The sequence below is a fragment of the Massilia scottii genome (genome assembly GCF_030846495.1).
Taxonomy (GTDB): Bacteria; Pseudomonadota; Gammaproteobacteria; order Burkholderiales; family Burkholderiaceae_D; genus Telluria_A; species Telluria_A violaceinigra.
On sequence record NZ_JAVCWM010000012.1, the window covers coordinates 175,977 to 201,004 of the forward strand.

At 64.4% G+C, this 25,028-nt stretch carries 23 protein-coding genes; 10 read left to right on the forward strand and 13 right to left on the reverse strand.

Going from position 1 to position 25,028, the window contains the following annotated elements; translation table 11 throughout:
• Position 1 precedes the first annotated feature (1 nt).
• Positions 2–760, reverse strand: coding sequence for a 3-hydroxyacyl-CoA dehydrogenase (locus tag RBA41_RS18390; protein WP_306625667.1), 759 nt, complete (start codon positions 758–760; stop codon positions 2–4).
• A gap of 98 nt (positions 761–858) precedes the next feature.
• Positions 859–1,281 (reverse strand): hypothetical protein, encoded by a 423-nt coding sequence (locus RBA41_RS18395; RefSeq protein ID WP_306625668.1) that lies wholly within the window; start codon positions 1,279–1,281, stop codon positions 859–861.
• Between the two features lie 196 nt (positions 1,282–1,477).
• Between RBA41_RS18395 and RBA41_RS18400 the strand changes: the two genes are divergently transcribed.
• The 4 genes from RBA41_RS18400 (at position 1,478) to RBA41_RS18415 (ending at position 6,893) form a co-directional block, all read left to right on the forward strand.
• Positions 1,478–3,736: a hypothetical protein gene (locus RBA41_RS18400; protein WP_306625669.1), complete on the forward strand. Its 2,259-nt coding sequence runs from the start codon at positions 1,478–1,480 to the stop codon at positions 3,734–3,736.
• A complete protein-coding gene (locus RBA41_RS18405; RefSeq protein WP_306625670.1) occupies positions 3,688–4,830 on the forward strand; it encodes a hypothetical protein in 1,143 nt (380 codons plus the stop codon). The genes RBA41_RS18400 and RBA41_RS18405 overlap by 49 nt, the downstream gene beginning before the upstream one ends.
• Positions 4,827–5,519, forward strand: coding sequence for a DUF1266 domain-containing protein (locus RBA41_RS18410; RefSeq protein WP_306625671.1), 693 nt, complete (start codon positions 4,827–4,829; stop codon positions 5,517–5,519). The genes RBA41_RS18405 and RBA41_RS18410 overlap by 4 nt, the downstream gene beginning before the upstream one ends.
• 75 nt (positions 5,520–5,594) lie before the next feature.
• Positions 5,595–6,893: an acetyl-CoA hydrolase/transferase family protein gene (locus tag RBA41_RS18415; RefSeq protein WP_306625672.1), complete on the forward strand. Its 1,299-nt coding sequence runs from the start codon at positions 5,595–5,597 to the stop codon at positions 6,891–6,893.
• A 7-nt stretch (positions 6,894–6,900) separates the two neighbouring features.
• Here RBA41_RS18415 and RBA41_RS18420 read toward each other — a convergent pair whose 3' ends face one another.
• The 10 genes from RBA41_RS18420 to RBA41_RS18465 all read right to left on the reverse strand — a co-directional run bounded on the left by RBA41_RS18420 (position 6,901) and on the right by RBA41_RS18465 (position 16,467).
• Positions 6,901–7,629: a PEP-CTERM sorting domain-containing protein gene (locus RBA41_RS18420; RefSeq protein WP_306625673.1), complete on the reverse strand. Its 729-nt coding sequence runs from the start codon at positions 7,627–7,629 to the stop codon at positions 6,901–6,903.
• Positions 7,630–7,648: 19 nt separating this feature from the next.
• Positions 7,649–8,413, reverse strand: a complete 765-nt coding sequence (locus RBA41_RS18425) for a PEP-CTERM sorting domain-containing protein (protein WP_306625674.1) — start codon at positions 8,411–8,413, stop codon at positions 7,649–7,651.
• 246 nt (positions 8,414–8,659) lie between these two features.
• Positions 8,660–10,042 carry a hypothetical protein gene (locus RBA41_RS18430; RefSeq protein ID WP_306625675.1) on the reverse strand — a complete coding sequence of 461 codons (1,383 nt, stop codon included), beginning with the start codon at positions 10,040–10,042 and terminating at the stop codon, positions 8,660–8,662.
• A gap of 119 nt (positions 10,043–10,161) precedes the next feature.
• Complete coding sequence (locus RBA41_RS18435; protein ID WP_306625676.1) at positions 10,162–12,318, reverse strand: sodium-translocating pyrophosphatase; 2,157 nt, start codon at positions 12,316–12,318, stop codon at positions 10,162–10,164.
• A gap of 237 nt (positions 12,319–12,555) precedes the next feature.
• Positions 12,556–13,212, reverse strand: coding sequence for an adenylate kinase (gene adk, locus RBA41_RS18440; protein ID WP_306625677.1), 657 nt, complete (start codon positions 13,210–13,212; stop codon positions 12,556–12,558).
• Between the two features lie 186 nt (positions 13,213–13,398).
• A complete protein-coding gene (gene kdsB / locus RBA41_RS18445) occupies positions 13,399–14,151 on the reverse strand; it encodes a 3-deoxy-manno-octulosonate cytidylyltransferase (protein ID WP_306625678.1) in 753 nt (250 codons plus the stop codon).
• Between the two features lie 3 nt (positions 14,152–14,154).
• Positions 14,155–14,325 carry a Trm112 family protein gene (locus RBA41_RS18450; RefSeq protein ID WP_099881687.1) on the reverse strand — a complete coding sequence of 57 codons (171 nt, stop codon included), beginning with the start codon at positions 14,323–14,325 and terminating at the stop codon, positions 14,155–14,157.
• On the reverse strand, positions 14,306–15,376 hold the full coding sequence (lpxK, locus tag RBA41_RS18455) for a tetraacyldisaccharide 4'-kinase (RefSeq protein ID WP_306625679.1): 1,071 nt from the start codon (positions 15,374–15,376) through the stop codon (positions 14,306–14,308). The genes RBA41_RS18450 and lpxK overlap by 20 nt, the downstream gene beginning before the upstream one ends.
• 33 nt (positions 15,377–15,409) lie before the next feature.
• Positions 15,410–15,862, reverse strand: coding sequence for an ExbD/TolR family protein (locus RBA41_RS18460; RefSeq protein WP_099882979.1), 453 nt, complete (start codon positions 15,860–15,862; stop codon positions 15,410–15,412).
• A complete protein-coding gene (locus RBA41_RS18465) occupies positions 15,862–16,467 on the reverse strand; it encodes a MotA/TolQ/ExbB proton channel family protein (RefSeq protein WP_306625680.1) in 606 nt (201 codons plus the stop codon). The genes RBA41_RS18460 and RBA41_RS18465 overlap by 1 nt, the downstream gene beginning before the upstream one ends.
• Before the next feature lie 1,007 nt (positions 16,468–17,474).
• Between RBA41_RS18465 and xseA the strand changes: the two genes are divergently transcribed.
• The 6 genes from xseA to RBA41_RS18495 all read left to right on the forward strand — a co-directional run bounded on the left by xseA (position 17,475) and on the right by RBA41_RS18495 (position 23,483).
• Positions 17,475–18,848: an exodeoxyribonuclease VII large subunit gene (gene xseA / locus RBA41_RS18470; RefSeq protein WP_306625681.1), complete on the forward strand. Its 1,374-nt coding sequence runs from the start codon at positions 17,475–17,477 to the stop codon at positions 18,846–18,848.
• A 125-nt stretch (positions 18,849–18,973) separates the two neighbouring features.
• Entirely contained in the window at positions 18,974–19,552 is a 579-nt protein-coding gene (sodB, locus tag RBA41_RS18475; RefSeq protein ID WP_306625682.1) for a superoxide dismutase [Fe], read from the forward strand.
• Positions 19,553–19,751: 199 nt separating this feature from the next.
• Positions 19,752–21,101 carry an erythromycin esterase family protein gene (locus tag RBA41_RS18480; protein WP_306625683.1) on the forward strand — a complete coding sequence of 450 codons (1,350 nt, stop codon included), beginning with the start codon at positions 19,752–19,754 and terminating at the stop codon, positions 21,099–21,101.
• A gap of 208 nt (positions 21,102–21,309) precedes the next feature.
• On the forward strand, positions 21,310–21,852 hold the full coding sequence (locus RBA41_RS18485; protein ID WP_306625684.1) for a DUF4303 domain-containing protein: 543 nt from the start codon (positions 21,310–21,312) through the stop codon (positions 21,850–21,852).
• A gap of 326 nt (positions 21,853–22,178) precedes the next feature.
• Positions 22,179–22,694, forward strand: coding sequence for a hypothetical protein (locus RBA41_RS18490; protein WP_306625685.1), 516 nt, complete (start codon positions 22,179–22,181; stop codon positions 22,692–22,694).
• A 102-nt stretch (positions 22,695–22,796) separates the two neighbouring features.
• Complete coding sequence (locus tag RBA41_RS18495) at positions 22,797–23,483, forward strand: response regulator (RefSeq protein ID WP_306625686.1); 687 nt, start codon at positions 22,797–22,799, stop codon at positions 23,481–23,483.
• 40 nt (positions 23,484–23,523) lie between these two features.
• Here RBA41_RS18495 and RBA41_RS18500 read toward each other — a convergent pair whose 3' ends face one another.
• Positions 23,524–24,888, reverse strand: coding sequence for a hypothetical protein (locus RBA41_RS18500; protein ID WP_306625687.1), 1,365 nt, complete (start codon positions 24,886–24,888; stop codon positions 23,524–23,526).
• Positions 24,889–25,028: the final 140 nt, after the last annotated feature.

Here is a 25,028-nt window from a genome sequence, read left to right on the forward strand (position 1 = left end):
ATTACTTCGGCTGCATGCGGATCGCGCCGTCGAGGCGGATGGTTTCGCCGTTGAGCATGGTGTTTTCGATGATGGCGCGGGCCAGGTGGGCGTATTCGGCGGGACGGCCGAGGCGCTGCGGGAACGGTACCATGTTGCCCAGCGCGCCGCGCACTTCTTCCGGCATGCCCATCAGCATGGGCGTCTCGAAGATGCCGGGAGCGATGGTCATCACGCGCACGCCGCTGCGGGCCAGGTCGCGCGCCATCGGCAGGGTCATTCCGGCCACCGCCGCCTTGGACGAGGCATAGGCCGCCTGGCCGATCTGGCCGTCGAAGGCCGCCACCGACGCGGTATTGATGATGATGCCGCGCTCGCCGGAATCGACCGCCTCGGTCTTGCCCATGGCGTCAGCCGCCAGGCGCGCCATGTTGAAGGTGCCGACCAGGTTGATGTTGACGGTGCGCTGGAATACTTCCAGCGGATGCGGGCCGTCCTTGCCCACGGTCTTGACCGCCGGCGCCACGCCGGCGCAGTTGACCAGGCCGCGCAGGGTGCCCAGCGCCAGCGCCGCGGCGACCACGGCCTGGCCATCGGCCTCGGAGGTCACGTCGCACTTCACGAACGTGCCCTTGAGTTCGGCAGCCAGCGCTTCGCCCGCCTCGACCTGCACGTCGGCCAGCACAACCTTGCCGCCCGCTTCGGTGATCATGCGCGCCGTCGCCGCGCCCAGGCCCGATGCGCCGCCCGTGATGATGAATACATTGTCCTGAATTTGCATGGTGTCCTCTTCTCTTATCAGTTCTTTTTGACGTTTACGTAAACGTCAACTAACCGGATTGTAGCGAACTTTTCGCGGAAAACACCAATCGTGGTGCATTAAAAACACTGGATCGTGACGCCGTTGCTGGTGCAGGGGCGGCCCTGGGGGCCGATCACGGTGTTGCCGGCCGCGCCGTTGTAGCGCGTGCCGTTGACGTCGGTGCAGCCGCCGGCGTCGCAGCGGCTGATCACGGCGGGCGGCGGCGCCACCACCGATGGCGACGCCGGCGCCGGCAGCGCGCCGACCGGCACCGCCGGCGGCGGCGGCGTGCTCAGGCGCGGTCCGTACGCCGGCATGCCGTCGACGATCTGCTGCACGGCGCGGCGCCTGGGCGGCGGCTTCTTGGGCGGCGCCGGCTTGGCCTGCGGGTCGGGCGGCGCGGGTTTGGCCTGGGCGGCGGGCGGGCTCTCCTTCTGTGCCAGGGCAGTGCCGCCAGCCAGGCAAGCCATCAGGATCAGGGCGATTTTCGGGGCAAGCATGATTCACCGCGCGGGAGGATGAATGAAGCGGCCAGCCTACCATTTTTGCCGGGATCGTGACGGACCGGGCGCGTTCGGATGCTGGACAAACTGGAATCGATCATGTACATCGAGACAACGTTTATTGTTGACCAAAAGTGCAGGAAAGACGATACTTCCGGCACCCTGAAACAGCATGCCACCACCCATACCGCCCATGAATGCCATCCTTGACCCCATCAGCGCCAGCCGTCTCGACGCCTATCTCGACCAGACCGAAGCCGCCCTCGAACAGCAGGACGACGCCGAACTCGACCCCGAACTGATCCAGGCGGGCCTGAAGGCATCGATGGACAGCCAGCGCTTCCGCGCCGACACCCTGGGCAGCGTGCGCCGCCTGTTCCGGCTGTGGCTGCGCGCCGGCGACCCGGCCGCGGCATCGCGCGTGATCGAGATCGACGGCCATGAGGCGCTCGCCGCCCTGCCCGCGGCCGAACGTCCCGACTGGGAGCTGTCCCTGGCGTTCTGGCGCCTCGAACCGCTGGTCGCGCAGCGCGACGACGCCGCCCTGCACGCCGCGCAGGGCGCCGCGTTCACGGTACTGGCATCGCTGCCGGGCGCCCTGCAGTACGACAAGGCCTGGGAGTATCTGGAGGAGCAGGCCACGCAGGCCGGCGCGCATGCCCTGTCGCGCCGCTGCCTGGCCGCGCGCAACGCACTGCAGCAAGCAAGCCCGGAGCGCACCGCCTATCGCGCCTGGGACAATGCGCTGATGGCCGCGCGCGAGGCCCAGAGCTTCGCGCTGGAGGGGCAGGATCAAGAGGCCGCGGACGCCGCCGCGCGCGCCATCGACTGCATGGCCAAGGCGGGCGCGGACCAGGATATCGACCATAACGACTGGCTGCGCATCGGCCATGCCCTCTACACGATCGTCCCCGGGTCGATTGCCGGCATCGTGGGCCAGGTGCGCGCGCTCATTCCGGCCAGCACCGTGTTCTTTGCGCGGCGCGACATCGACGTGCGCATCGCGCGGCTCGAAGCGGTGGCGCTGCACCATCAGGGCGCGCTCGACCAGGCACTGGCGCGGCTCGCCCTGGGGCGCACCCTCATCACCGGCGACGCCGACGACCGCTATGGCGCCATCATGCTCGACTGGCTGCTGGAGGCGGGAAAACACGAAGACGCGGCCCGGCTGGCTTTCGAGTCGGTCTTCCACGAACGCCAGGTCTCGGCCGAACATGGGACAAGCAGCGCCACGCGCGCCGTGAGCGAGGGCCTGGCCGGCCAGCCTTACTGGCAACTGGCACTGGCGTATGCCGGCATGGCCGACGACACCGTGGCGGTGCGCGGGGACGAGAGCGAAGCGGCCCATGTGCGGCGCCATCTGGCGCTGGCGCGCGCCGGGGGGCAAGCGCATCCGGCCATCGATGCGGTCGAAGCCCTGTTCCTGATCAAATCGGCGGACGACTACCATCAGGCGCTGCCGCTGCTCGAAACGGCGGCGCGCGACCTGTCGCTGGCCAATTCGGACGTCCTCGTCAAGCTGTGGGTGGCGCGCATCCGCGTGCACGGCGCGCAGGCCGCGCTGGAGATGCCGTTCGTGCCGGCGTCGAGCGCCGGTTCCTGCTACAACATCGGCGTCACGCTCGGCTACCAGCTCGACGAGCACCTGCCCGACGGCGTGACGGTGCCGAAGGAGCCGCTCAAGGCGCTCGCCGCGCGCTACTACGAAACAGGCCTGGCGCGCTTTGAAGCGTTCGTCATGAGCGGCGAAGGCAGTGCGCGCGACGGCGATGCGCACACCTACTCGATGCTGTGCAATAACCTGGCCATTTACTACCGCCGCAACAAGTCCGATCCGGCCGCCGCCCTGCCCCTGCATCACAAGGGCATCGCCGCCAGTGCGTTCTCGGAGCACTACCAGGGCGTGATGAGCTGCCACCGCGCCAGCGGCAGCGACGCGGCCATGATCGACAGCGCCGACCAGCTGTGGCACTACTCGGCCGACCATGGCTACAGCCGGCACGATGCGACCGATTACATCGACGATGTCGCCGCCGCCCTGAACCGCCTGGGGCGCGACACCGACATCGCCATCTGGCTGCAGCGGCTCGACGAATGGTGGGCCTGCGTGGAGCAGGACGAGCGTGCCGGGTACGAGAAGACGTATGTGCGGGCGCTGGCGTCGGTGCTGTACTACCTGGCGCATACCCAGCCCGACGACGCCATGCTGCGCCTGGACGCGGTGCTGTCCCGGGTACGCGCGGCCGCCAGTCCCTACACCACCCGCATGGCGGCGCACGCGCTGCGCACGGCCGGCCAGTTCGAGCGCGCGCAGGCGATGTACGCGGAAGCGCTGGGCCATGTCAAGCCGGGCGAGTCGTGGCACGAAACCCAGCGCAAGGCGATCGTCGAAGGCGTGGCCGAATGCAAGCGCCTGCAGCGCGCGGCCAAGCCCTGGTGGAAGGTCTGGTAATGGCGGCTGCAACGGGCCGCGCCAGCGCCTACGGCGCGCGCGACGTGGTCAACGCGCCTGCGCTGAAACAGGCCATCGCCAGGCGCAGCGCGCAGCGCGGCGACGCGCCCGACGTGGCCGCGTGGCTGGCCAATCACTTCTTCCGCTACGCGGTCGGCAATCTGGACGCGCCCGAACCGGCGCTGGCGCGCATCGCCTCAAACGCGCAGGCGCGCTCCCTGTTCGCGCCCGGCCCCGTGCCCGACTGGGTGGCGGGCCGCCTGCGCCAGCCCGAGGGCGACGCCATGTGGTGGGTGGCGCCCGATGGCGCCGAGCTGCTCGCGATGGAAGCGAAACTGGTCGAATTCCTGGGTGCGCGCCAGGGCACCGCGCTCGAAGGCAAGCTACAGCGCATCAACTGCCGCCAGGCGCTGGCGCTGTGGAACGCGGAACACGCCGCCTTCGAGGCCAGGAGCGCGGCCGGCTGGCGCGAGCATCAGCCCGGGGCGGTGGCGACGCGCTGGGAGGGCGAGGCCGGCAGCGTGCTCGAATTGCTCGGCTCAAGCCCGCTGCTGCGCGCCGAGATGGCGTTCGAAAGCCAGGTGATGCGGCATTGCCTGGGCCAGTTCAGCGACCGGCGCCAGCTGCGCGGCGGCTACGGCGAACACTATGCGGCGGCCTGCGAAGCGGGCAAGATGCGCCTGTTCAGCTACCGCGGGCGCAACGGCCATGCGCACATCACCATCAGCGCCAACATCGTGGCCGACGGCCGCCTGCAGCTCGACCAGATCAAGGGCAAGCACAATCGCCCGCCGGTGGAGCGCTACCACGGCGAGCTGCTGGCGTTTTTGCGCAGCGTGGACAGCGACCTGCACACGCCGCCCGACGCCCTGAGCATGGGCATGGTGCGCCTGCCCTCGGGCTGGGCGATGGTGGAGGATGCGCGCGGCGAGGCCGACCAGCTGTTCATCGCGCACCACTTCCCCGCCCTGTTCCGGCGCTTGCCCGCGCCCTCGGTGCTGGCCCAGTGGATCGCCGCCGCGCGCGCGCCCGAGCAGCTGCAAGGCATGGCGCTGCATCCGGTGGTGGCGCACGCGGTCGGGAGCGCGGCATGAACTGGATCATCCTGCTGCTGTTCCTGTGGGCGATGCGGCGCGTGTATGTGCTGATCCGCGACAGCATCCGGTCCAGGAAGGGCCGCACCGTGAAGGTGCGCTACAAGTTCGACGCCCGCCAGAACCGGGCGCTGGCCCTGGCGCACCCGATCGCCGGCGCGCGCGCGCTCGGCGCCTACGCCAATCCGAAAGCGCCGGTGCCGACGGCGGAGCAGGCGCAGGCACTGCGCGCCAGCCTGCTGCATATCGTCGGCCTGCGCGCCAGCATGCAGGACGACGCCATCAAGGCCGCGCTGCCGGAGCTGCTGCGGCGCCACTGGTTCCGCATCGACCTGGACCGCCTGCGGGCGGACGACGACCCGCGCGCGGCGATGGCGTTCGCCTCGGCGCGGGTGGCCTTCGCGGTGCGCACGGCGACCTTGCTCGGCTGGCTCGATCCGGCCCTGCAATGGGAGGTGCTGTACCAGAACGCCCAGCGCGCCAACGACTGTTTCGGCAGCTGGGAGGAGTTCGGCGCGGCGCTGGCGCGCGGGCGCCAGCAATGGATCGCCGGATCGCGCGCCGACAGCCTCGGCGTGGCCTTCGACGAGACGAAACTGGCGCAATGGCTCGCCAGCGGCGACCATCCGTGGCGCAGCCTGCCCTGGCGCGGCGAAGTCCTGTTCGCGCCACAGGAGAAGCGCGCCTGACGCCTGGTGCGCGCTTGCAGTAAGCGCTTGGTCAGTTTCCTGCTGTACTATTTAAGCATAAAAAAGGAGACAGCCATGCAAACCCCGCACCAGCTTTATCAGCAAAAACTGACCACGCCCGAGGAAGCCCTGCGCCTCGTGCGCGACGGCGACATGATCGTGGTGCCGACCGGCGTGGGCGAGCCGCCCGCCCTGCTGACCGCCCTGTCAAGCCAGCGCCAGCAGTTCCACGACGTGAAGGTGGCGCAGATCCTGGCCATGCGCAAGTTCGGCTACTTCGACCAGGATAGCGCGCACCACGTGCGCCACGCCTCGCTGTTTTTCGGCGGCGCCTCGCGCGCCTCCGGCCAGGGCGGCTGGTGCGACTTCATCCCGAATTATTTTTCCGAGCTGCCCGCCCTGATCGAGCAGGGCCTGATGCCGGCCGACGTGGTCTTCGCCATGGCCTCGCCCATGAACGAGCAGGGTTTCTTCTCACTGAGCCTGGCGGTCGACTACACCATGGCCGCCATCGCCAAGGCGCGCGCGGTGGTCCTCGAAGTCAATCCGCACGTGCCGTTCGCGCACGGCCAATGCCATGTGCATGTGTCGCAGGTGACGGCGCTGGTCGAAAGCGGCGAAGCGATCCTGGAAGTGGGCCTGCCGAAGATCGGCGCGGTGCAGGAAGCCATCGGCAAATACGTGGCCGACATGATCGACGACGGCTCGACCCTGCAGATCGGCTACGGCGGCATTCCGGACGCGGTGGTGATGCAGCTGACCTCCAAGCACGACCTGGGGATCCACACCGAAATGATCGGCGACGGCATCCTGACCCTGATCGAAGCGGGCGCGGTCACCAACCGCAGGAAGACTTTCATGCCGGGCAAGATGGTGGCGACCTTCGCGCTCGGTTCGCAAAAGCTGTACAAATTCTTGCACCACAATCCGATGATCGAGATGCATCCGTCGAACTTTACCAACGACCCCTACCTGGCCGCGCAAAACGACAAGCTGATGACGATCAATGCGACCCTGCAGATCGACCTGCTGGGCCAGTGCGGCTCGGAGAGCATCGCGCACCTGCCCTATTCCGGCACCGGCGGCCAGGTCGATTTCGTCAGGGCGGGCAACCGTTCGCGCGGCGGCAAGTCGTTCATCGTGCTGCCGTCGACGGCCAAGGACAACACCATTTCGCGCATCGTGCCCACGCTCACGCCGGGCACGCACGCAACGACCAGCAAGAACGACATCAATTATGTGGTGACCGAATATGGCGTGGCACAGTTGCGCGGCAAGTCGGCCAAGCAGCGCGCGCAGGCGCTGATCGCGATCGCCCATCCGGACTTCCGCGCGTCGCTGCGCGCGGAAGCGAACCGGATGTGCGTGCTGTAATCCCGGTTCAGGCAAGCCGGCGGCGACGGCGCACCAGGCCGATGACCGCCACGCCGGCCAGCAGCATGCCGTAGGTTTCCGGCTCCGGCACGGCCGAGGTGTAGATGGTCAGGGTCGGGTTCAGGATTTGCATCGAGGACAGGGTGAGCACTTGCGGGCCCGAGCTGCCGTCAGGAGGTCCGGGCGGGTAGTAAGGCGTCGACGTCACGTTCACCGGGCTCCACATCGACAAACCGACCCTGCCCGTCAGCGACAGGGGGCCGCTGGCCAGCACGAAGGGAATCGAACCGTCGACCATGCTGTGCTGCATGGTCTGCTTGCTGGACCAGCCGGTGGCGGACGATGAGGCGTACAGATCGATTTTCGCGGAGTTGGTCGTGAAGCCGTCGCCCGGTTTGCCGCCCGGCGTCCTGATCGGTCCCAATTCGCCCAGCACGGTACCCGATAGCGAGAAGCCCGTCATCCGATAGCCGGGGCGCAGCGTGATGCCGAACCAGCCATTGTAACCGTCGCCATTCTCATAATGCGTGGTGGCGGTCTTCAGGGTCATTGCGGCATCGGTCAGGGCGATGGTGGTGACGCCGTTGGCGTCCGAGGTGATCACGTCGGCCTTGTAGGCCCATTCATTCTCCATCGAGAAGGTGGCGGCGTCGATGGTGATCGGGCCGTTGGCAAACGCGGGGGCGGCGGCGAGCGCGAATGCGAACAGCGCGGCGCGCGGTAGTAATGAAGTCATCAGATTCTTTCTTTTGGCGCTACATTGGAGGGGTGATAGATGGAATCATACTGGCAATCTTGCAAAATTGCTCATGTTTATTTTCACGACGCCGCAGCAACACCACCATGCCCAGCCCGGCCAACAGCATGGCGTAGTGGCCGGGCTCGGGCACGGCCATGGTATAGATCGTCAACTCAGGGTTGACGACCCGCAGGCTGGCAAAGGAATCGATGCCGGACGGATTCTCCAGCGTGACGCTCGGGTAGGCCGAGACCAGAACCATGCCTTGCAGCGACAGATTGAAATCGGTGGTCAGGGATAACTGTCCGCTGAACATCGTGATCGGAACTGCACCGTCGAGCATGTCGACGCGCAGGGTATGCTCGCCATACGACACGTCGTACGGGCGCGAGCCGGCGGTGAACTCGATATTGCCGGAGTTAAAAGCGAATCCGTCGCCGGGCGTACCGTCGGGATTGGACGCCACATTGAGTACGCCCATGAAAGTGCCGGAAAACGAAAATCCGGTCACCCGGTAGCCGGGATGGACGGTCACCTCGAACAGGTCGCCGTAGAAGTTGCCATCCTGGTAGCGCGAGGTGTTGGCGTCCAGGCTGGCGGCGGCGGAAGTGAGGCCGATCCGGGTCACGCCATCGACGTTCGAGAGCAGCATGTCGGGAGAATCGCCCCACTGGTTGACTATCGAAAAGGCGGCGGTATCAATACGCGTGGTGGCGTGGGCGGTGCCGACAGAGGCAAAAGCAAGCGCTGCCATAACAAGCAGCCGTGTCGTCATGTTCATCATCATCCTTCTGGGCACGGTGGGAAGCGGCCGGGTTGCGGCCGGGACGCGTCGTCTTGCCGAAAAATGAAGTGAATGAGCGTCAAGAACGACGAAGAAATACTACGTTGCTATTGCAAAAAATATATCACCCAAACAATGATTTTTTGCAAGCGTGGCGGCAAAACGTCAGCTTCGCGTCGTAACAATAAAATGGCCGTCCAGTCGGGCGAGCGGACGGCCTGCGGCAGCGCAGCGCGCCGTCGTTTACGGCAGGACCAGCTTAAGCACGCGGCCGTTGGCGCTGACGTACAGCGCGCCGGCGGCGTCGGTCGCGAGGCCGACCGGCTTGCCGGTCGCCAGGCCGGCTGGCTTTTCGAGCCCGGCGGCGCCAGTGAAGCGATCATCGCTGCCGTTCGGATCGGCGGCCACCGACAGCTTGCCGTCCGCCGCAATCTTGCCGATGGCGCCGGCGGGCCAGTTGCTCTGGCGGCCACTGAACGGTTCGGTCGAGAAGAACAGGTTGCCGCTGGTATCGACCGCGATGGCGGTGATGAACGCCTGGGTGTTGTCCATCAGCGTCACAGCGACACCGGCGGCATCGAGCGTGCGGATACCCCTGTCGTCGAGGACGTACAGCTTGCCATTCTTGCCGACCGCCAGGTCGGTGATGGTTGCGCTGGCGGAGTGCGGGCCCAGGTTTTCGAACACGGTCGTCACCGTGCCATCCGCAGCCACTTTACGCACGATGGCGCGCTTGAAGCAGGAACTGCACTCCGGCTCGCCGGGACGCGTGACTTCGCTCGCGACGTACAGATTGCCGGCAACGTCGCTGGCAATCGCGGTAAACACCGGCGGCGCGATGTTGGTCCCGGTCGGGTCGCCCGACGTGGGGCCCAGCTCGATGGTGCTGACCGCGCCGTCGGCGCCGATCTTGCGCACGAACGTCGACGGCGAACCGTCGGCGCCGTCAATGACATACCTGACACCGTTCGCGCCGGCGGCGACATCGCGCAGGGTACGCAATGCCGGTGCGGGGGTGCCGCCAACGATGGCGGTGCTTACCACGCCGGCCGGCGTGATCTTGCGCACCGAGTTGACGCCGGTATCGACCAGCAGCAGGTTGCCGGCGCCATCGTTCGCAAGCGCTCCGGCGTTCAGAAAACGCGCCAGCTTGCCGACGCCGTCGACCTGGGCGCGGGTCGGTTCGACCGCGCCGCCGGCCAGCACGCGCGCGCCGATGCCTTCCACCTGCAGGGCCACAGCATCGCTGGTGCTGGTGCCGCCATCGTTACGCACGACAACGCTGAGCACGTCGCCGCTGTCGGCCAGGGTGGTCGCCTGGGTGGTATGGATGGCGCTGGTGGCGCCCGGGATCGCCACGCCGTTGCGCCACCATTGGTAAGCCAGCGTGCCGGTGCCGGCGGCCACTACCGAAAACGTGGCTGGCTGGCCGGCCTGCACTGCCTGCGTCCTGGGCTGGGTGGTAATACTTGCCGCCGCGATCGGCTGCGGCGCGATCACCGGATCGGGCTGCTTGACGGGCGTCGTGTTGTCGTTATCGCTGCCGCAGGCGGTAATTCCAGCGAGACAAATCAGGCCGCTGGCCAGGGCGCCGCCGCGGGTAAACCGGGATCGCAAGCTACTCATACTGGCATTCCTTCATTAAAGAAACATTGATAAAGAAGGAACATTACTCCAATTATAAGTTATGTGCTAGAAATATCCGACCCGGACGGGATACCGGGTCAGGGCGACCAGAACGGCGCTCAGGGAGGAGGCGCAGCCTCCAGGGTAGCTGGTCCCGGCGCTGTCGCGGTGTGCGCGACCGGGCCCGGCACCACCGTGTTCACCGGCGGATGCGCCGCCGGCACCGTCACCGCGATCCAGCCGGTCACCGGCAGCAGCGGCACCAGCAGCAAGGCCACGATGTTGATGATCTTGATGAGCGGATTGACGGCCGGGCCGGCGGTGTCCTTGTACGGGTCGCCCACGGTGTCGCCGGTGACGGCGGCCTTGTGCGCTTCCGAGCCCTTGCCGCCGAAATGGCCATCCTCGATGTATTTCTTGGCGTTGTCCCAGGCGCCGCCGCCGGTGGTCATGGAAATGGCCACGAACAGGCCGGTGACGATGGTCCCCATCAGCAGCCCGCCCAGCGCGGCCGGCCCGAGCAGCATGCCGACCACCACCGGCACCACCACCGGCAGCAAGGATGGCAGGATCATTTCGCGGATGGCCGAGGCGGTCAGCATGTCGACCGCCTTGTCGTACTCGGGCTTGCCGGTGCCGTCCATGATGCCCTTGATGTCGCGGAACTGGCGCCGCACCTCGACCACCACGGCGCCGGCGGCGCGCCCCACCGCTTCCATCGCCATGGCGCCGAACAGGTAGGGAATCAGGCCGCCGATGAACAGGCCCACGATCACCATCGGATTCGACAGGTCGAACGAGACATGCTTGCCGACCGATTCCAGGGCGTGGGTATAGTCGGCGAACAGCACCAGCGCGGCCAGCCCGGCCGAACCGATGGCGTAACCCTTGGTGACGGCCTTGGTGGTGTTGCCCACGGCATCCAACGGGTCGGTAATGGCGCGCACCGATTCGGGCATGCCCGACATTTCGGCGATGCCGCCGGCGTTATCGGTGATCGGCCCGTAGGCGTCGAGCGCGACGATGATGCCGGCCATCGACAGCATGGAGGTGGCGGCAATGGCGATGCCGTACAGCTGCGCCATCTGGTAGGACGCCAGAATGGCCGCGCACACGGCCAGCACCGGATACGCGGTCGACTTCATCGACACGCCCAGGCCGGCGATGATATTGGTGCCGTGGCCGGTGGTGGACGCTTCGGCGATATGCTTGACCGGCTTGAAGTCGGTGCCGGTGTAGTACTCGGTGATGTAGACCATCAGCCCGGTGAGGACGATGCCGACCAGCGCGCAGCCCATCATCTTCATGCGCATGGCGTCGTCGCCCCAGACCATCCAGGTGACGCCGGCAAAGCCGATCAGCGACAGGCCGGCGGCCCACCACAGGCCCGTGTACAGGGCCGACATGATCTTCTTGCCCGGCTTGGCCTTGACCAGCGAGCAGCCGACAATCGATCCGATGATCGACACCGCCCCCAGCAGCAGCGGATAGATCACCGCTTCGCCGCCCGGCGTGGCCATCATCAGCGCGCCCAGCAGCATGGTGGCGATCAGGGTGACGACATAGGTTTCGAACAGGTCGGCGGCCATGCCGGCGCAGTCGCCCACGTTGTCGCCCACGTTATCGGCGATCACGGCCGGGTTGCGCGGATCGTCCTCGGGAATGCCGGCTTCGACCTTGCCGACCAGATCGGCGCCGACGTCGGCGCCCTTGGTGAAGATGCCGCCGCCGAGACGGGCGAAAATGGAAATGAGCGAGGCGCCGAAGGCCAGGCCGATGAGCGGCTTGATGACGTCATGCTGGGTGGCGCTGCTGCCGGCGGCCTGGGCGGTGAGCATCCAGTAGAACAGGGTCACGCCGAGCAGGCCCAGGCCGACCACCAGCATGCCGGTGATGGCCCCGCCCTTGAAGGCGACGTCGAGCGCTTCATTCATGCCGCGCGTGGCGGCCTGGGCGGTGCGCACATTGGCGCGCACCGACACGTTCATGCCGATGAAGCCGCAGGCGCCCGAGAGCACCGCGCCGATCAGGAAACCGATCGCGGTATTCATGTCGAGCAGCACGCCGATGGCGATGAGCAGCACCAGGCCGACCATGCCGATGGTGCGGTACTGGCGCCCGAGGTAGGCGGCGGCGCCTTCCTGGATGGCCTGGGCGATGGCCTGCATGCGGGCGTTGCCCGGGTCCTGGCGCAGAATCCAGCTGCGCGTGACCAATCCATAAATCACGGCAATGACGCCGCACACAACTGCAAAGACAAGAAATTTTGCTGCCATATCGTCCCCTCGCTTTTTTATCAAGTAACACAACAACACATTTGAAAGACCGCTCCAACCACATGTGAAAGAGATGGGCCAACCTCACTGCGTACTGCAAAACTTTGAATCCAAAAAACCGGGAACGCCGGCCGCGCAGCGGCGGCCAGGGCAAGACTATCCATTCGTGCTGCGACTGCCGCAGGGCGCGGCCATCAAAAAAGCGGACCGAAGTCCGCTCTTGTGTTTTTCTTAGCTTTATTCCGACAGCGCCGCGAATGCCGCCTCGCGGATTTGATCCACAGGGCCGATGCCGGAGATGCGGCGGTATTTCGGTGCGCCGGGCAGGCCCGATTGCGCCCACTGGTTGTAGTAGCCCAGAAGCACTTCGGTCTGGTTGTGGTAGACCGACAGGCGCTGCTTGACGATGTCTTCCTTGTCGTCGTCGCGCTGGATCAGCGCTTCGCCGGTGATATCGTCCACGTTATCCACTTTTGGCGGATTGTTCGTGATGTGGTACACGCGGCCCGAACCCGGATGGGAACGGCGCCCGCTCATGCGCTCGACGATGAATTCGTCGGGCACGTTAATTTCGAGTACATAATCGACGTCGATGCCCGCTTCTTTCATGGCGTCGGCCTGCGCGATGGTGCGCGGGAAGCCGTCGAACAGATAACCGTTCTGGCAGTCCGATTCCTTGAGGCGATTCTTGACCAGGCCGATCATGATGTCATCGGACACCAAACCGCCTGCATCCATCACTTTTTTAGCCGCCAGGCCCAGCTCGGTGCCGGCCTTGATCGCCGCACGCAGCATGTCGCCGGTGGAAATTTGCGGAATATTATATTTTTCCTTGATGAAGTTAGCTTGGGTGCCTTTGCCGGCTCCAGGAGCTCCTAACAGAATCAGACGCATGAAAATTCCTAAAACAGATTTTAAAATTGGAGGCGATGCATACTTGACTACCTTGGTACGAAACTTACCACAAAAGTCACGGAGAACGCCAATCCGAGGGCGTATTCGCCATTTTTTTGCTTGATCTGGCGCAAGCTATGCGTCGGTTACTGATGAGAACCGCACACGTGCTGCGCTGGAGCAAAGCTAATTCGGGTAATGCAGGCGCACCCGTTCAAGATCATCGGGGGTATCGACGCCGGCCGCCGGCGCGCTGCCGGTCACGTGCACGGCGATCGGATAGCCATGCCACAGCACGCGCAACTGCTCCAGCGCTTCGACCGCTTCGAGCGGCGCCGGCTCCAGCGTGGGATAGGTTTGCAGGAAGGCGTTGGTGTACGCGTACAGGCCGATATGGCGCAGCGCGGCATACGCCGCCGGCAGCTGCCCGCGCGATTGCGCGAAGCCGTCGCGGTGCCAGGGAATGGTGGCGCGCGAAAAATACAGGGCGCGCCCGGCCTTGTCGAGCACCACCTTGACCACGTTCGGATTGAAGGCGTCGGCGGCGTCGTGCAGCGGATGGGCGCAGGTGGCCATCGGCACGTCCACGCCAACGCGGGCCGCGGTGGCGGCCAGCAGCGCCGGGTCGATCAGCGGCTCGTCGCCCTGCAGGTTGACCACCACGGCGTCGGGCGCCAGGTTCAGCGCGCGCGCCACTTCGGCGATGCGGTCGGTGCCGGACGGATGGTCGGCGCGCGTCATGCACACTTGCACCCCGTGTTCGCGGCAGGCGGCGGCGATGGTTTCATGGTCGGTGGCGACGATGATGCGCGCGGCGCCCGAGGCCCCCGCGCGTTCGGCCACGCGCACCACCATCGGTTTGCCGCCCAGGTCGGCCAGCGGCTTGTTCGGCAGCCGGGTCGAGGCCAGGCGGGCCGGAATGATGACGATGAAACCCATCGCCTACAGCGCTTCGATCTTGCGCGCCTGGTCGGCCCACATGATGGGAATGCCGTCGCGGATCGGAAACGCCAGGCGGTCGCCGCGGCAGATCAGTTCCTGGGCCTTTTTGTCCAGTTCGAGCGGACCCTTGCATACAGGGCAGACCAGGATATCAAGCAGTCGAGCATCCACGACATTTCTCCACAATTTGTTCGGCCAGCGCGGCATCAAGCTGCGCCGTCACCGGTACGACCCACAGTCTCGGGTCGTTTTTGAGATTTTCAATTTGCGCACATTTTACTGCATCCTTCTCGGTGATCAGGATGCAGTCCGCTTCGATGGCGGCAAATGGCTGGTCGAGGAAATCGTGATGGTCCGGCAGCGCCAGTTCCGCGAACGCCAGGCCGGCGCCGCGCAGCAGGGTAAAGAAGCGCTGCGGATTGCCGATGCCGCAGGCGGCAACGATGCGCTGGCCGCGCAGGCTGGCCAGCGCCACACGCTCGCCAGGGCGCGCCAAGGGCTCGGCGAACTCGCCGGCCAGCTGCATGCGGAACGGAATGCCGCCGACCGCCTGGCGCAAGGCCGGCGTCAATTCGGGCGCATTGACGATGGTGAAGTCGCGCCGGCGCGATGGCGCCTCGCGCAAGGGTCCGGCCGGCAGCAGCCAGCCATTGCCGGTGCCGCGTCCGTCGAACAGCATGATTTCGATATCGCGCCGCAGGGCGTAGTGCTGCAGGCCGTCGTCGGTAAGGATCACATCGACGCCGGGATGGGCGGCCAGCAAGGCGCGTCCGGCGGCGCCCCGGTCGCGCCCCACCACCACCGGGCAGCCGGTGCGGCGCGCGATCAGGAGCGGCTCGTCGCCGACATCGCGCGCGCGCGATTCAAGCGTGACCGCGCGCGGCGCGCCATGCGACGCGCTAGGCGACGCGCTATCACCACCGCCATGGCCGCGCGAGATGATGCCGGGCGTGAAGCCGGCGGCGCGCAAGGCGTCGGCCAGCCAGATCGTCAGCGGGGTCTTGCCGGTGCCGCCGATAAAAATATTACCGACCACGATGACCGGCACCGGCAGCCGGGTCGAGCCCAGCAAGCCAAAACGAAACAGCAGCGCGCGCACGCCGGCAACCAGGCGAAACAGCAGGGAGAGCGGCCACAGCGCGCAAGCGAGCGCGCCGCGCCGCTGCCAGGCACGCTGAAGCGTCGTTTCGAGGGAAGATGAGGATGAGGAAGTGGAAGACATGAGGCGGCAGGCGAATCGCTTCGCCTGCGCTTGTTACTTCTTCTCGCCGGTCTGGGCGGCGAAGGTCAGCTTGTCGTAGCCTGCCATGCGCGCCGCTTCCAGCACGTTGATGACCATCTGGTGCATCGCGAACTGGTCGGCGTTGACGACCACGACCGGGCCCTTTTCGCCGGTTGGCGCCGGCTGGCCGTTATTGCCGGTACGGGCTGCGGTTTTCAGATCTTCCGCCAGGCCAGCCACGTTGCTGAACGAGACCGGCTCGTTGTTGATCGTGTAGTTACCCTTGGCGTCGACCGTGACGTTCAGTTCGAACGGCTTTTCGAGCGCCTTTTCGGCGTCGGCCGTCGGCAGGGTAATTTTCAACTCGGTAAACTTGCTGTAGGTGGTCGTGACCATCAGGAAAATCAGCACCACCAGCAGCACGTCGATGAAGGGGATCAGATTGATCTCCGGATCTTCACGTTTCTGGCCGCGGCGAAAGTTCATCATTTGCGGGCACCGTGCACGACGTCGACGAACTTAACTGCCTGCAATTCCATGTCGATGATGAAGCTGTCGACCAAGGCGCGGAAGTGGCGGTAGGCAATCATGGCCGGCATGGCGATGGCGATACCGAAGGCGGTGTTGTAGAGCGCTACCGAAATACCGTGGGCCAGCTGGGCCGGATTGACCCCGGTCGCGTTGCTGGAGCCAAAAATCTCGATCATGCCGATCACCGTGCCGAACAGGCCCATCAGCGGGGCGAGCGAGGCGATGGTGCCGATCGTGGTCAGGAAGCGTTCGAGCACATGGGCCACGCCGCGCCCCGCTTCTTCGATCGATTCCTTCATCACGTCGCGCGGGGCGTCGACGTTGCGCAGGGCAGCGGCGAGCACGGCGCCGAGCGGCGAATTCTTTTCCAGCGACTCGACCACATCCTTGGTGATCTTACCGTTGTGATACACGCGCACCACTTCATCGAGCAACTGCGGTGGCAGGATCTTGGCGCGGCGCAGATAAATGATGCGCTCGACGATCAAGGCTAATGCGACGAGAGAGGAGATCAGCAACGGCCAGACTGGCCAACCTGCAGCTTGAAGAATAGGCAGCAAAACAAACTCCTGAGTGAATGGTAATTCTTGATAAGAACGAACCCCGGCAATGTAACGTGTTGCCCGTCACTCGGCAAGTCCACTTCTGCACACCTTCTGTGGATAAGATTGTGCGCAAGCGGCCCCAGGCGTCTCGATGTGCTTGATTTTAAAGGAAAAGTTTGCCATGCGTAAAAACAAGGCATGTCAAAAATTAAAAATTCCGTCGATGTTCTGAACAAAAACTGTGGATAAGATTGTTAGCAATACCGGGGGTGGGCAGTCAAGTCCCTGATTAAAAAGGGAAAATGATTTAAGCGCAAAAATAAGGCAGGCCGGGGGCGCCAATCTTCTGCACATCTTTTGTGGATAAGATTGTGCGCAATGACGCGGAAGTCCTTCCAAGTCATTGATTACATTAATTAATACGGTCGTGCACAAATATGCGGCAAACAGGGATAACTTGCTGTCCGGGCGCCCAAAATGCCGTCATGGGCGCCCATTTCTGGCGTTTTACCCGGCAGTGGACAAGTACGCGCGTTCTGCACACCTTTTGTGGACAAGATTGTGCGCAAGCCAGTCAACACTGTCTCAAGCCATTGATTTTGAAGGAATAATTACCAGTGCTCAAATGAATGGCAGAGGTGGCGCGGCGGCCGGGCGGTGGATAAGGCCTGCACTTCTGCACAGCTTCTGTGGACAAGATTGTGTGCAAGGCGCTCCGAAATGACGTAAGCGCTTGATTACAAAGAGATAGCACCCCGGTGCGCAAGCGGCAGGCAGTTCATTGTGTGTACGTACAGAAAAACTTCTACACAATTTCTGTGGATAACTTTGTGAGCAACTCCCGCCCGGACCGCCAAAGTGCTTGATTTAGAAGGGATTTCAGTCATTGCGAGGTAAAGCAGCACCTCAGCTTTTTCGTTTAAAATCATCGACTTAGAAAAAAGTCTTGTTGTTTTACGCGATATGTGACATAAGCATGACCGCTTCAACATTTTGTGGACAGTTATTCCGGAACTCATCCCATGCAAACCGATTTCGACCAAGATCCCCTGCCCGCCGCGTCGCCAGGCGGGCCGCCGGTACTGACCGTCACCGCGCTCAATGCCCAGGTGGCGCGCCTGCTGGAGCGCTCCTTTCCGCTGACCTGGATCAGCGGTGAAATATCGAACTTCACGCGCGCCAGTTCGGGCCACTGGTATTTCACGCTCAAGGACGACGCGGCCCAGGTGCGCGCCGTGATGTTCCGCGGCCGCGCCCAGTACGCCGGCTTCATTCCGCGCGAGGGCGACAAGGTCGAGGTACGCGCCCTGGTGACCCTGTACGGCGCGCGCGGCGATTACCAGATCAACGTCGAGGCGATCCGCCGCGCCGGCGTGGGGGCGCTGTACGAAGCCTTCCTGCGCCTGAAGGACAAGCTGGGCGCGCAGGGCCTGTTCGACCAGGAGCGCAAGCGTCCCCTGCCCCTGTTTACGCGCAGCATCGGCATCGTCACCAGCCCGCAGGCGGCGGCGCTGCGCGACATCCTCAGCGCGCTCAAGCGGCGCGCGCCGCACGTGCGCATCGTGCTCTACCCTGCCCCGGTGCAGGGCCAGGGCGCGGCCGAACGGATTGCCGGCGCCATTCAAACGGCCTCGCGCCGGGCGGAAGTGGACGTGCTGCTGGTGTGCCGCGGCGGCGGCTCGATCGAAGACTTGTGGAGCTTTAACGAAGAAGTGCTTGCCCATGCGATCGCCAACTGCGCCATGCCGGTCATTTCCGGGGTCGGCCACGAGACCGATTTCACCATCGCCGATTTTGCCGCCGACCTGCGCGCGGCCACCCCCACCGCCGCCGCCGAACTGGCCGCCACCCCGCATGCGGACTGGATCGCCTCGCTGTCGGCCGATTGCGGCGACCTGCGGCGCGCGATGCGCCACACCCTCAACGATGCGCACCAGAGCCTGGACAACTGGCAGCGCCGGCTGCTCAGTCCATCGGCGCGCATCGGCCACCAGCGCCTGGAACTGGTGGCGCTGTCGACCGCGATGACGCACGCCATGCGCGCGCCGCTGCAGCGCCAGGGCTATTCTCTGGCGCAATTGCGCGCGCGCTGGGCCAGCCACCGGCCGGACGTGCGCGCCCTGCGCAGCGAGCTCGCCTCGCAGCAGCGCCGCTGCACCGGCAGCCTGGCCAGCCAGCTGGCACAGAAGCGCGATGCGCTCGGCGCGCTGGCGGCTCAGCTCGAACTGCTCAATCCCCAGCGCACCCTCGAACGCGGCTACGCCATCGTGCGCGACGCCAAGGGGACGGTGTTACGCTCGCCCTTGCAGATCAAGCCGAACGAGGTGCTCACGGTGCGCCTGGCCGAGGGCAGCGCCGAGGTGGGCGTAGCGAGCGTCCAGGCCCGGCTCGAGTAGCGCCGGCTGGTCCGCAGGCAAGCGTGCTTTCCGGCGCGAAGCAAATAAGCAACGAACGGCCATCCGAATTACAATAAGCACCGGTTCAGAATCATTGACGCTTTTCCAAACAAAAAGGACACAACATGGAACACACACTGCCGCCTCTGCCGTATGAAATGGACGCCCTGGCTCCCCACATTTCGAAAGAAACGCTGGAATACCACTACGGCAAGCATCACCAGACCTATGTGACCAACCTGAACAACCTGATCAAGGGCACCGAGTTCGAGAACCTGTCGCTCGAAGAGATCATCAAGAAATCCTCCGGCGGCGTGTTCAACAACGCAGCCCAGGTGTGGAACCACACCTTCTACTGGAACGGCATGAAGCCGAACGGCGGCGGCGCGCCAAGCGGCAAGGTCGCCGACGCGATCAACGCCAAGTGGGGCTCGTTCGACAAATTCAAGGAAGAATTCACCAAGTCGTGCCTCGGCAACTTCGGTTCCGGCTGGACCTGGCTGGTGCAAAAAGCCGACGGCGGCGTTGACATCGTCAACACCTCGAACGCCGGCTGCCCGCTGACCACCGGCGACCAGCCACTGCTGACCTGCGACGTCTGGGAGCACGCTTACTACATCGACTACCGCAACGCACGCGCCAAGTATGTCGAAACCTTCTGGGGCCTCGTCAACTGGGACTTCGTCGCGCAAAACGCGGCCTGATCGACCGGTTCATGTTCCGCTCCGCGCGGAACGGAATCGATCCGGATACAGCCCGCCTCAGCGCGGGCTGTTCTTTTTTGTGGCCGTTCCTCCATCAACTGCCCCCAGCTTTGATCTGCCTCAATCGCAGCCTCACCTTCACCAAACCCGCCGCCTCATTCGCAATCAAACAGACACGTTCGCTCTTCGCTGCAAGACGATGTCCACCGATTCCGATTCCGCTTTGATCACGGCCATTGCGTCGGCCGCCGAACCACTGAACGGCGCCTCAGGCGACTACGATTCCCTGTTGACCCTGATCGGCGACGCACGCTTCGTCCTGCTTGGCGAAGCGAGCCATGGCACGCACGAGTTTTATCACGAGCGCACGCGCATCACACAGCGCCTGATTGCCGAAAAGGGCTTCAACGCCGTCGCTGTCGAGGCCGACTGGCCCGATGCCTACCGGGTCAACCGCCATGTGCGCGGGCTGGACGACGACGCCGATAGCGAGCAGGCGCTGGCCGGGTTCAAGCGTTTCCCGAGCTGGATGTGGCGCAATACCGACGTTGTCGCTTTCGTCGACTGGCTGCGCGCCTTCAACCGGGCCTTGCCATCGCCTGCGGACGCGGCCGGTTTCTATGGCCTCGATCTCTACAGCCTGTTCACGTCCATCGGTGAAATCCTGCAGTACCTCGACAAGGTCGATCCCGCTGCGGCGCAGCGCGCGCGGCGCCGCTATGCGTGCTTCGACCACTTCGAGGCCAACAGCCAGCGCTACGGCTATGCGGCCGGTTTCGGCCTGTCGCCCTCCTGCGAAGACGCGGTCGTCGCCCAGTTGCAAGAACTGCAAAAGCACGCCGCCGATGACGTGCGCCACGATGGCGTCGAAGCGAGCGACGCACTGTTCCATGCGCGCCAAAACGCCCGCCTGGTGATGAACGCCGAAGAGTATTACCGCAGCATGTTTCACGGCCGGGTGTCGTCCTGGAACCTGCGCGACCGGCATATGATGGAAACGCTCGATGCGCTGGCGCAGCATCTTGCCGACACCCGGGGCAAGCCGGCCAAGATCGTCGTGTGGGAGCACAATTCGCATATCGGCGACGCGCGCGCCACCGAGGTGGGCAGGCAGGGAGAATGGACGGTCGGCCAGCTGGCGCGCCAACGCTATGGAGATGAAACCAGGCTGATCGGCTTTACCACCTGCCACGGAACGGTCACCGCCGCGTCCGACTGGGATGGCCGGGCCGAACGCAAGCGCGTACGCCCCGCGCTGGCCGGCAGCTATGAAGATGCGTTTCACCGGAGCGGCATCGGGCGCTTCATGCTGCCTTTCAAGGTACACAATGCGGCCACCAGGGCGCTGGGCAAGCCCCGGCTCGAACGCGCCATCGGCGTGATCTACCTGCCTCACGCCGAGCGCCAGAGCCACTATTTTTACGCCAGCCTGCCGCGCCAATTCGATGCGGTGCTGCATATCGATGAAACGCGGGCGGTCCAGCCGCTCGAATGGACCAGCCACTGGGAAACGGGGGAAGCACCCGGGACGTTCCCGGTCGGCGTCTAGCCGGCCAGCCAGCCGCCATTGAGGCGCGCGGCCGTCCCCGCGCAATGGCGGCGGCGGCCGCGTTGGCCACGCCCGGATTTTGATGAAGTTGCTCATCGCCAGCACCGAGAGGCCATTCCATCTTTTGCCGCCCCCGCGGTGCTGGCGGTAAAATTTGTCCAGCCTGCCTCCAGCCAGGCCGCCCGCCGACCATCATAAGGATACTCCCATGCAGGCTCCCGACTTGCGCCTCATCGAAGAACAGTTGTTCGCTCTGTCGATGGAATCGATCCGGCTGTTCGCCGAGGCCCACCAGGACGAGAGCTTCTATGGCTTCGGCATCGACTGCGACGCCGAAATGGGCATGTTCCTGCTGTGCTTTAACAGCGAAGCCGCGTTTGCCGCCACCGCCAGGGAATATGTCGATCGGTTCAATGACGACGCCGCCCGCCTGGCGCAACTGAGAACCAATTTCGGCGACTGGAAATACCAGGGTTTCAACCAGGACCAGCCGCACTGGGACCCCGGCTGGGGCGCGTTCCAGGAAGCGATCGAAGCTTATCTGACCGATGACGCAATAGACGCGGAACCGGCCAATCTGTATATCGAGCAATTGATGCGCTGCGCGTGCCGCGTCTTGGTGCGTATCGAGCGCTCGGGCATCCTGGCACGCACCAACATGGACCCCGGATTCACCACCTCGGTGATGGATCACGATCAAGATCACCAAGAAGCAACAGTTCGATTAAATACCATACGCGCGGAACCTTAACAGCTGATTGCAGTTGGGATACAAATCGATGATTTCGTTCGTCGATATCCGATTTTATCCACCTTATATGCGCTATTTTCCTGCAAAATGCCTAATTTAAGCCATGTTTATCAGTGTTGCTTTTCATGCACACAAATATCCACAGATCAGTCATAATGTTCGGCAATACGGCGGATTTAACCCTTCCGGATGACCTGGCGTACCCACGCTGTTGATAGGAAAGTGACTTGAGAAGAATGGACGGTGACATGAATTCCCCACACAAAGCCTGCTTGTTGCGGACGCGTCGTTTAACCCCGGGTATTTCCGCACTGTCTGGACGTCACATGGCCACACTGTTCTTTCCGGCGGCATTGCTGCTGGGCGGCGCGGCGCAGGCGCAAACCGTCAATGCGGCCACCGCCGCCGTCTTCTCCAAACCTGCCCTGCTCGGCGTGCAGCTGTCGATGAAGGCCGGCGCCAAACAGGGCAAGGTCACGGCCGAGCAGTTGGCATGCGTGCAAGCGCTCGACCCCGCCAGTTTCGACGAGGTCTACAAGCAATTGCTGCTCGCGAATCTCGACAGCAAGGAATTGGCGCGCACCCAATCCTTCCTGGCCAAATCGGTCGGCAGGAAATTCGCCAAGCACGGTTACCTGGGCGTGTTCGCGGCGGCCGGCGAGCCGCTGCCGGAAGCGCTGCCGCGCTTTACCGAGGACGAGATGGTCGATTTCGAGCAGTTCCGCACCAGCACGGCGGGCGAAAAACTGGTGACCAACCGCATCCTCGAAGCACCCGCCGCCCGCACCATCCTCAACGAGCGCATCGAAAAAGTGCTGGAAGTCTGTATTCCCCAGCAGTAAGGTAGCCAGAATGTCATGAAAGTGTAGCAAATTGTCCGCGCTGGTCTGCAACTGGCTTTTTTCGTAGTAGCTCTTATACAATGGGCGGCTAGGAGAAAACTCATGTTTCGTGTAATGCTGGTGGAGGACGATGCGCGCCTGGCGCAACTGGTCACGGAGTACCTGAGCGGATACGAGTTCACGGTCGACCTGGTCACGCGCGGCGACGCCGCGCTCGACCGCTTCAAGGCGCTCACCCCGGATGTGGTCATTCTCGACCTGATGCTGCCCGGCCTGGACGGCATGGTGGTGTGCCGCCAGATCCGCGAGCTGAGCGAAACCCCCATCCTGATCCTGACCGCGCGCGAAGATTCCTACGACGAAGTGTCGGTCCTGGAACAGGGTGCGGACGATTTCGTCAACAAGCCGGTGCAGCCGCGCGTGCTGCTGGCGCGCCTGCGCGCCCTGCTGCGGCGCGCCCAGGGCAAACCGGGCAGCGACCCGGCGGCGCTCGAATTCGGCGCCCTGTCGATCATCGCCAGCGACCGCATCGTCACTTGGCGCGGCGAGCAGTGCCTGCTCAGCAATACCGAATACAAGCTGCTGCTGGTGCTGGCCGAATCGGCCGGACGGGTGCTCTCGCGCGATGCATTACTGAAAAAAATGCGCGGCATCGAGTTCGACGGGCTGGACCGCAGCATCGACAACTGCATCTCCAAGCTGCGGCGCAAGTTCGACGACGTCGATTCCGAAAAGATCAAGACCGTGTGGGGCGAAGGCTATCTGTTTTCGCCCTCGGCCTGGGCTTGATGGGCAAGGGGATGCCGCCAGCGCGTCCCGCCTTTTCCGGCTAGCGGTAGTACGATAGCTGTTCCACGAACTCGACCGGCTCATCCGAGCGCTCCAGCGCCACCGCCGCCCAGGCATTGGTGATCGCCGCCGGTGCCGGGCCCATGCTGTAACGTCCCATCGTTTTTTCGACCGTGCTCACGCGCAGCTTGCCGCCGATGCGCTCGACATCGCTGACCGCCAGCTTGTACGCTTCCACCGGCCGGTCGCCGGTCGTGGCGAACAACACCATGTGCTTGCCGAAGTCCACGTCCGGTGGCGGCGTTACGCCATCATGCCGTTTCCACAAGGCGGCCCAGCCCTGCGCATCCTTGATCACCAGCTGCGTGCGCTCGTGCATCTGCGATTTGCGGTAGCCATCGATCGGCTTGAACGCCACCCGGAGCGGCGCGACTTTTTCAAACGTCACGCTGGCGTAGCTGCGGTCGACCATTACCATCTGCATCGGCGTGCTGACGGTCAGCACGCAGGCGGAACCGGGCGGGGCGCTGCGCTGTTCGTACTCGGCGACCAGCTTGCCGGCGCTGACCCGCACCGCGCGGATGCCGAATTCGCCGCAGGCGCTGCTGCTGCCGCCGAACACGGCGATGGCCATCTCGTTTTCGAAGTGCACCACCGGCCGCGCGGCCGGGCTGGCGCTGCCGCCGGTGTGCTCGGCCCACACGGCGGCCAGGGTGGCCGCGTCGCGGATGACAAGGTGACGCGGCGTCTTGATGGCCGAGGCGTTGTCCTGCGCCAGCGGGGTCAATGCCAGCCGGCTGCCCTCCTTGGGCAAGAAAAAGATCTCTTCTGTTTTGATCCCCGCAGGAAGTAACTCCGGACTCGTCTGCATCCCCGACAGTGTATTGAACAGGCCGGAATGCTTGGGATCGGCACAACTTTCCTTGCCGCCAAGCCGTCCATAATAGCTGGTGCACAGCATGATGTCGGGCGTCGCGCCGAACAGCACCTCGTGCTCGGGATTGGCATCACAACTGCCGTTCTGGCCCGCAAAAACGTATTTTTGGCCGACCACGAACAGGCGATTGTAGTACTGGCCGCAGGTACTTTCACGGGCACGCTGCACGAATGGCGTGATGAAGACGCCCGAGGCACTGGGGTCCGGCTCGGCGACGCCAGGGACCGTGACGGACGCCGGCTCGGGCGTCGGGTCCGGGGTAGGATCAGGCGTTGGCGTTGGCGTTGGCGTTGGCGTCGGCGTCGGCGTCGGCGTCGGCGTTGGCGTTGGGGTTGGGGTCGGGGTTGGCGTTGGGGCCACCGGGTCGGCCGCGTTGACCGGGACCGGATCGCTGCCGCCCCCGCAAGCCGTCAGCAGCAGCGCGCCGGCCAGAGGAATGGCGAGGTACAGGCTAGTTCTTTGGGTCATCGGAATCTTTCGGCAATGCCGGGCGCGCTGACAAACTGCACCGGCGAAATATTGTTTGGATTTAAATATTGTCTAAATTTATATTAACCGTTCCGCCGCCTGGCGTCCATGCCATGCGGCTGCGACGGCAGCACCGGAGG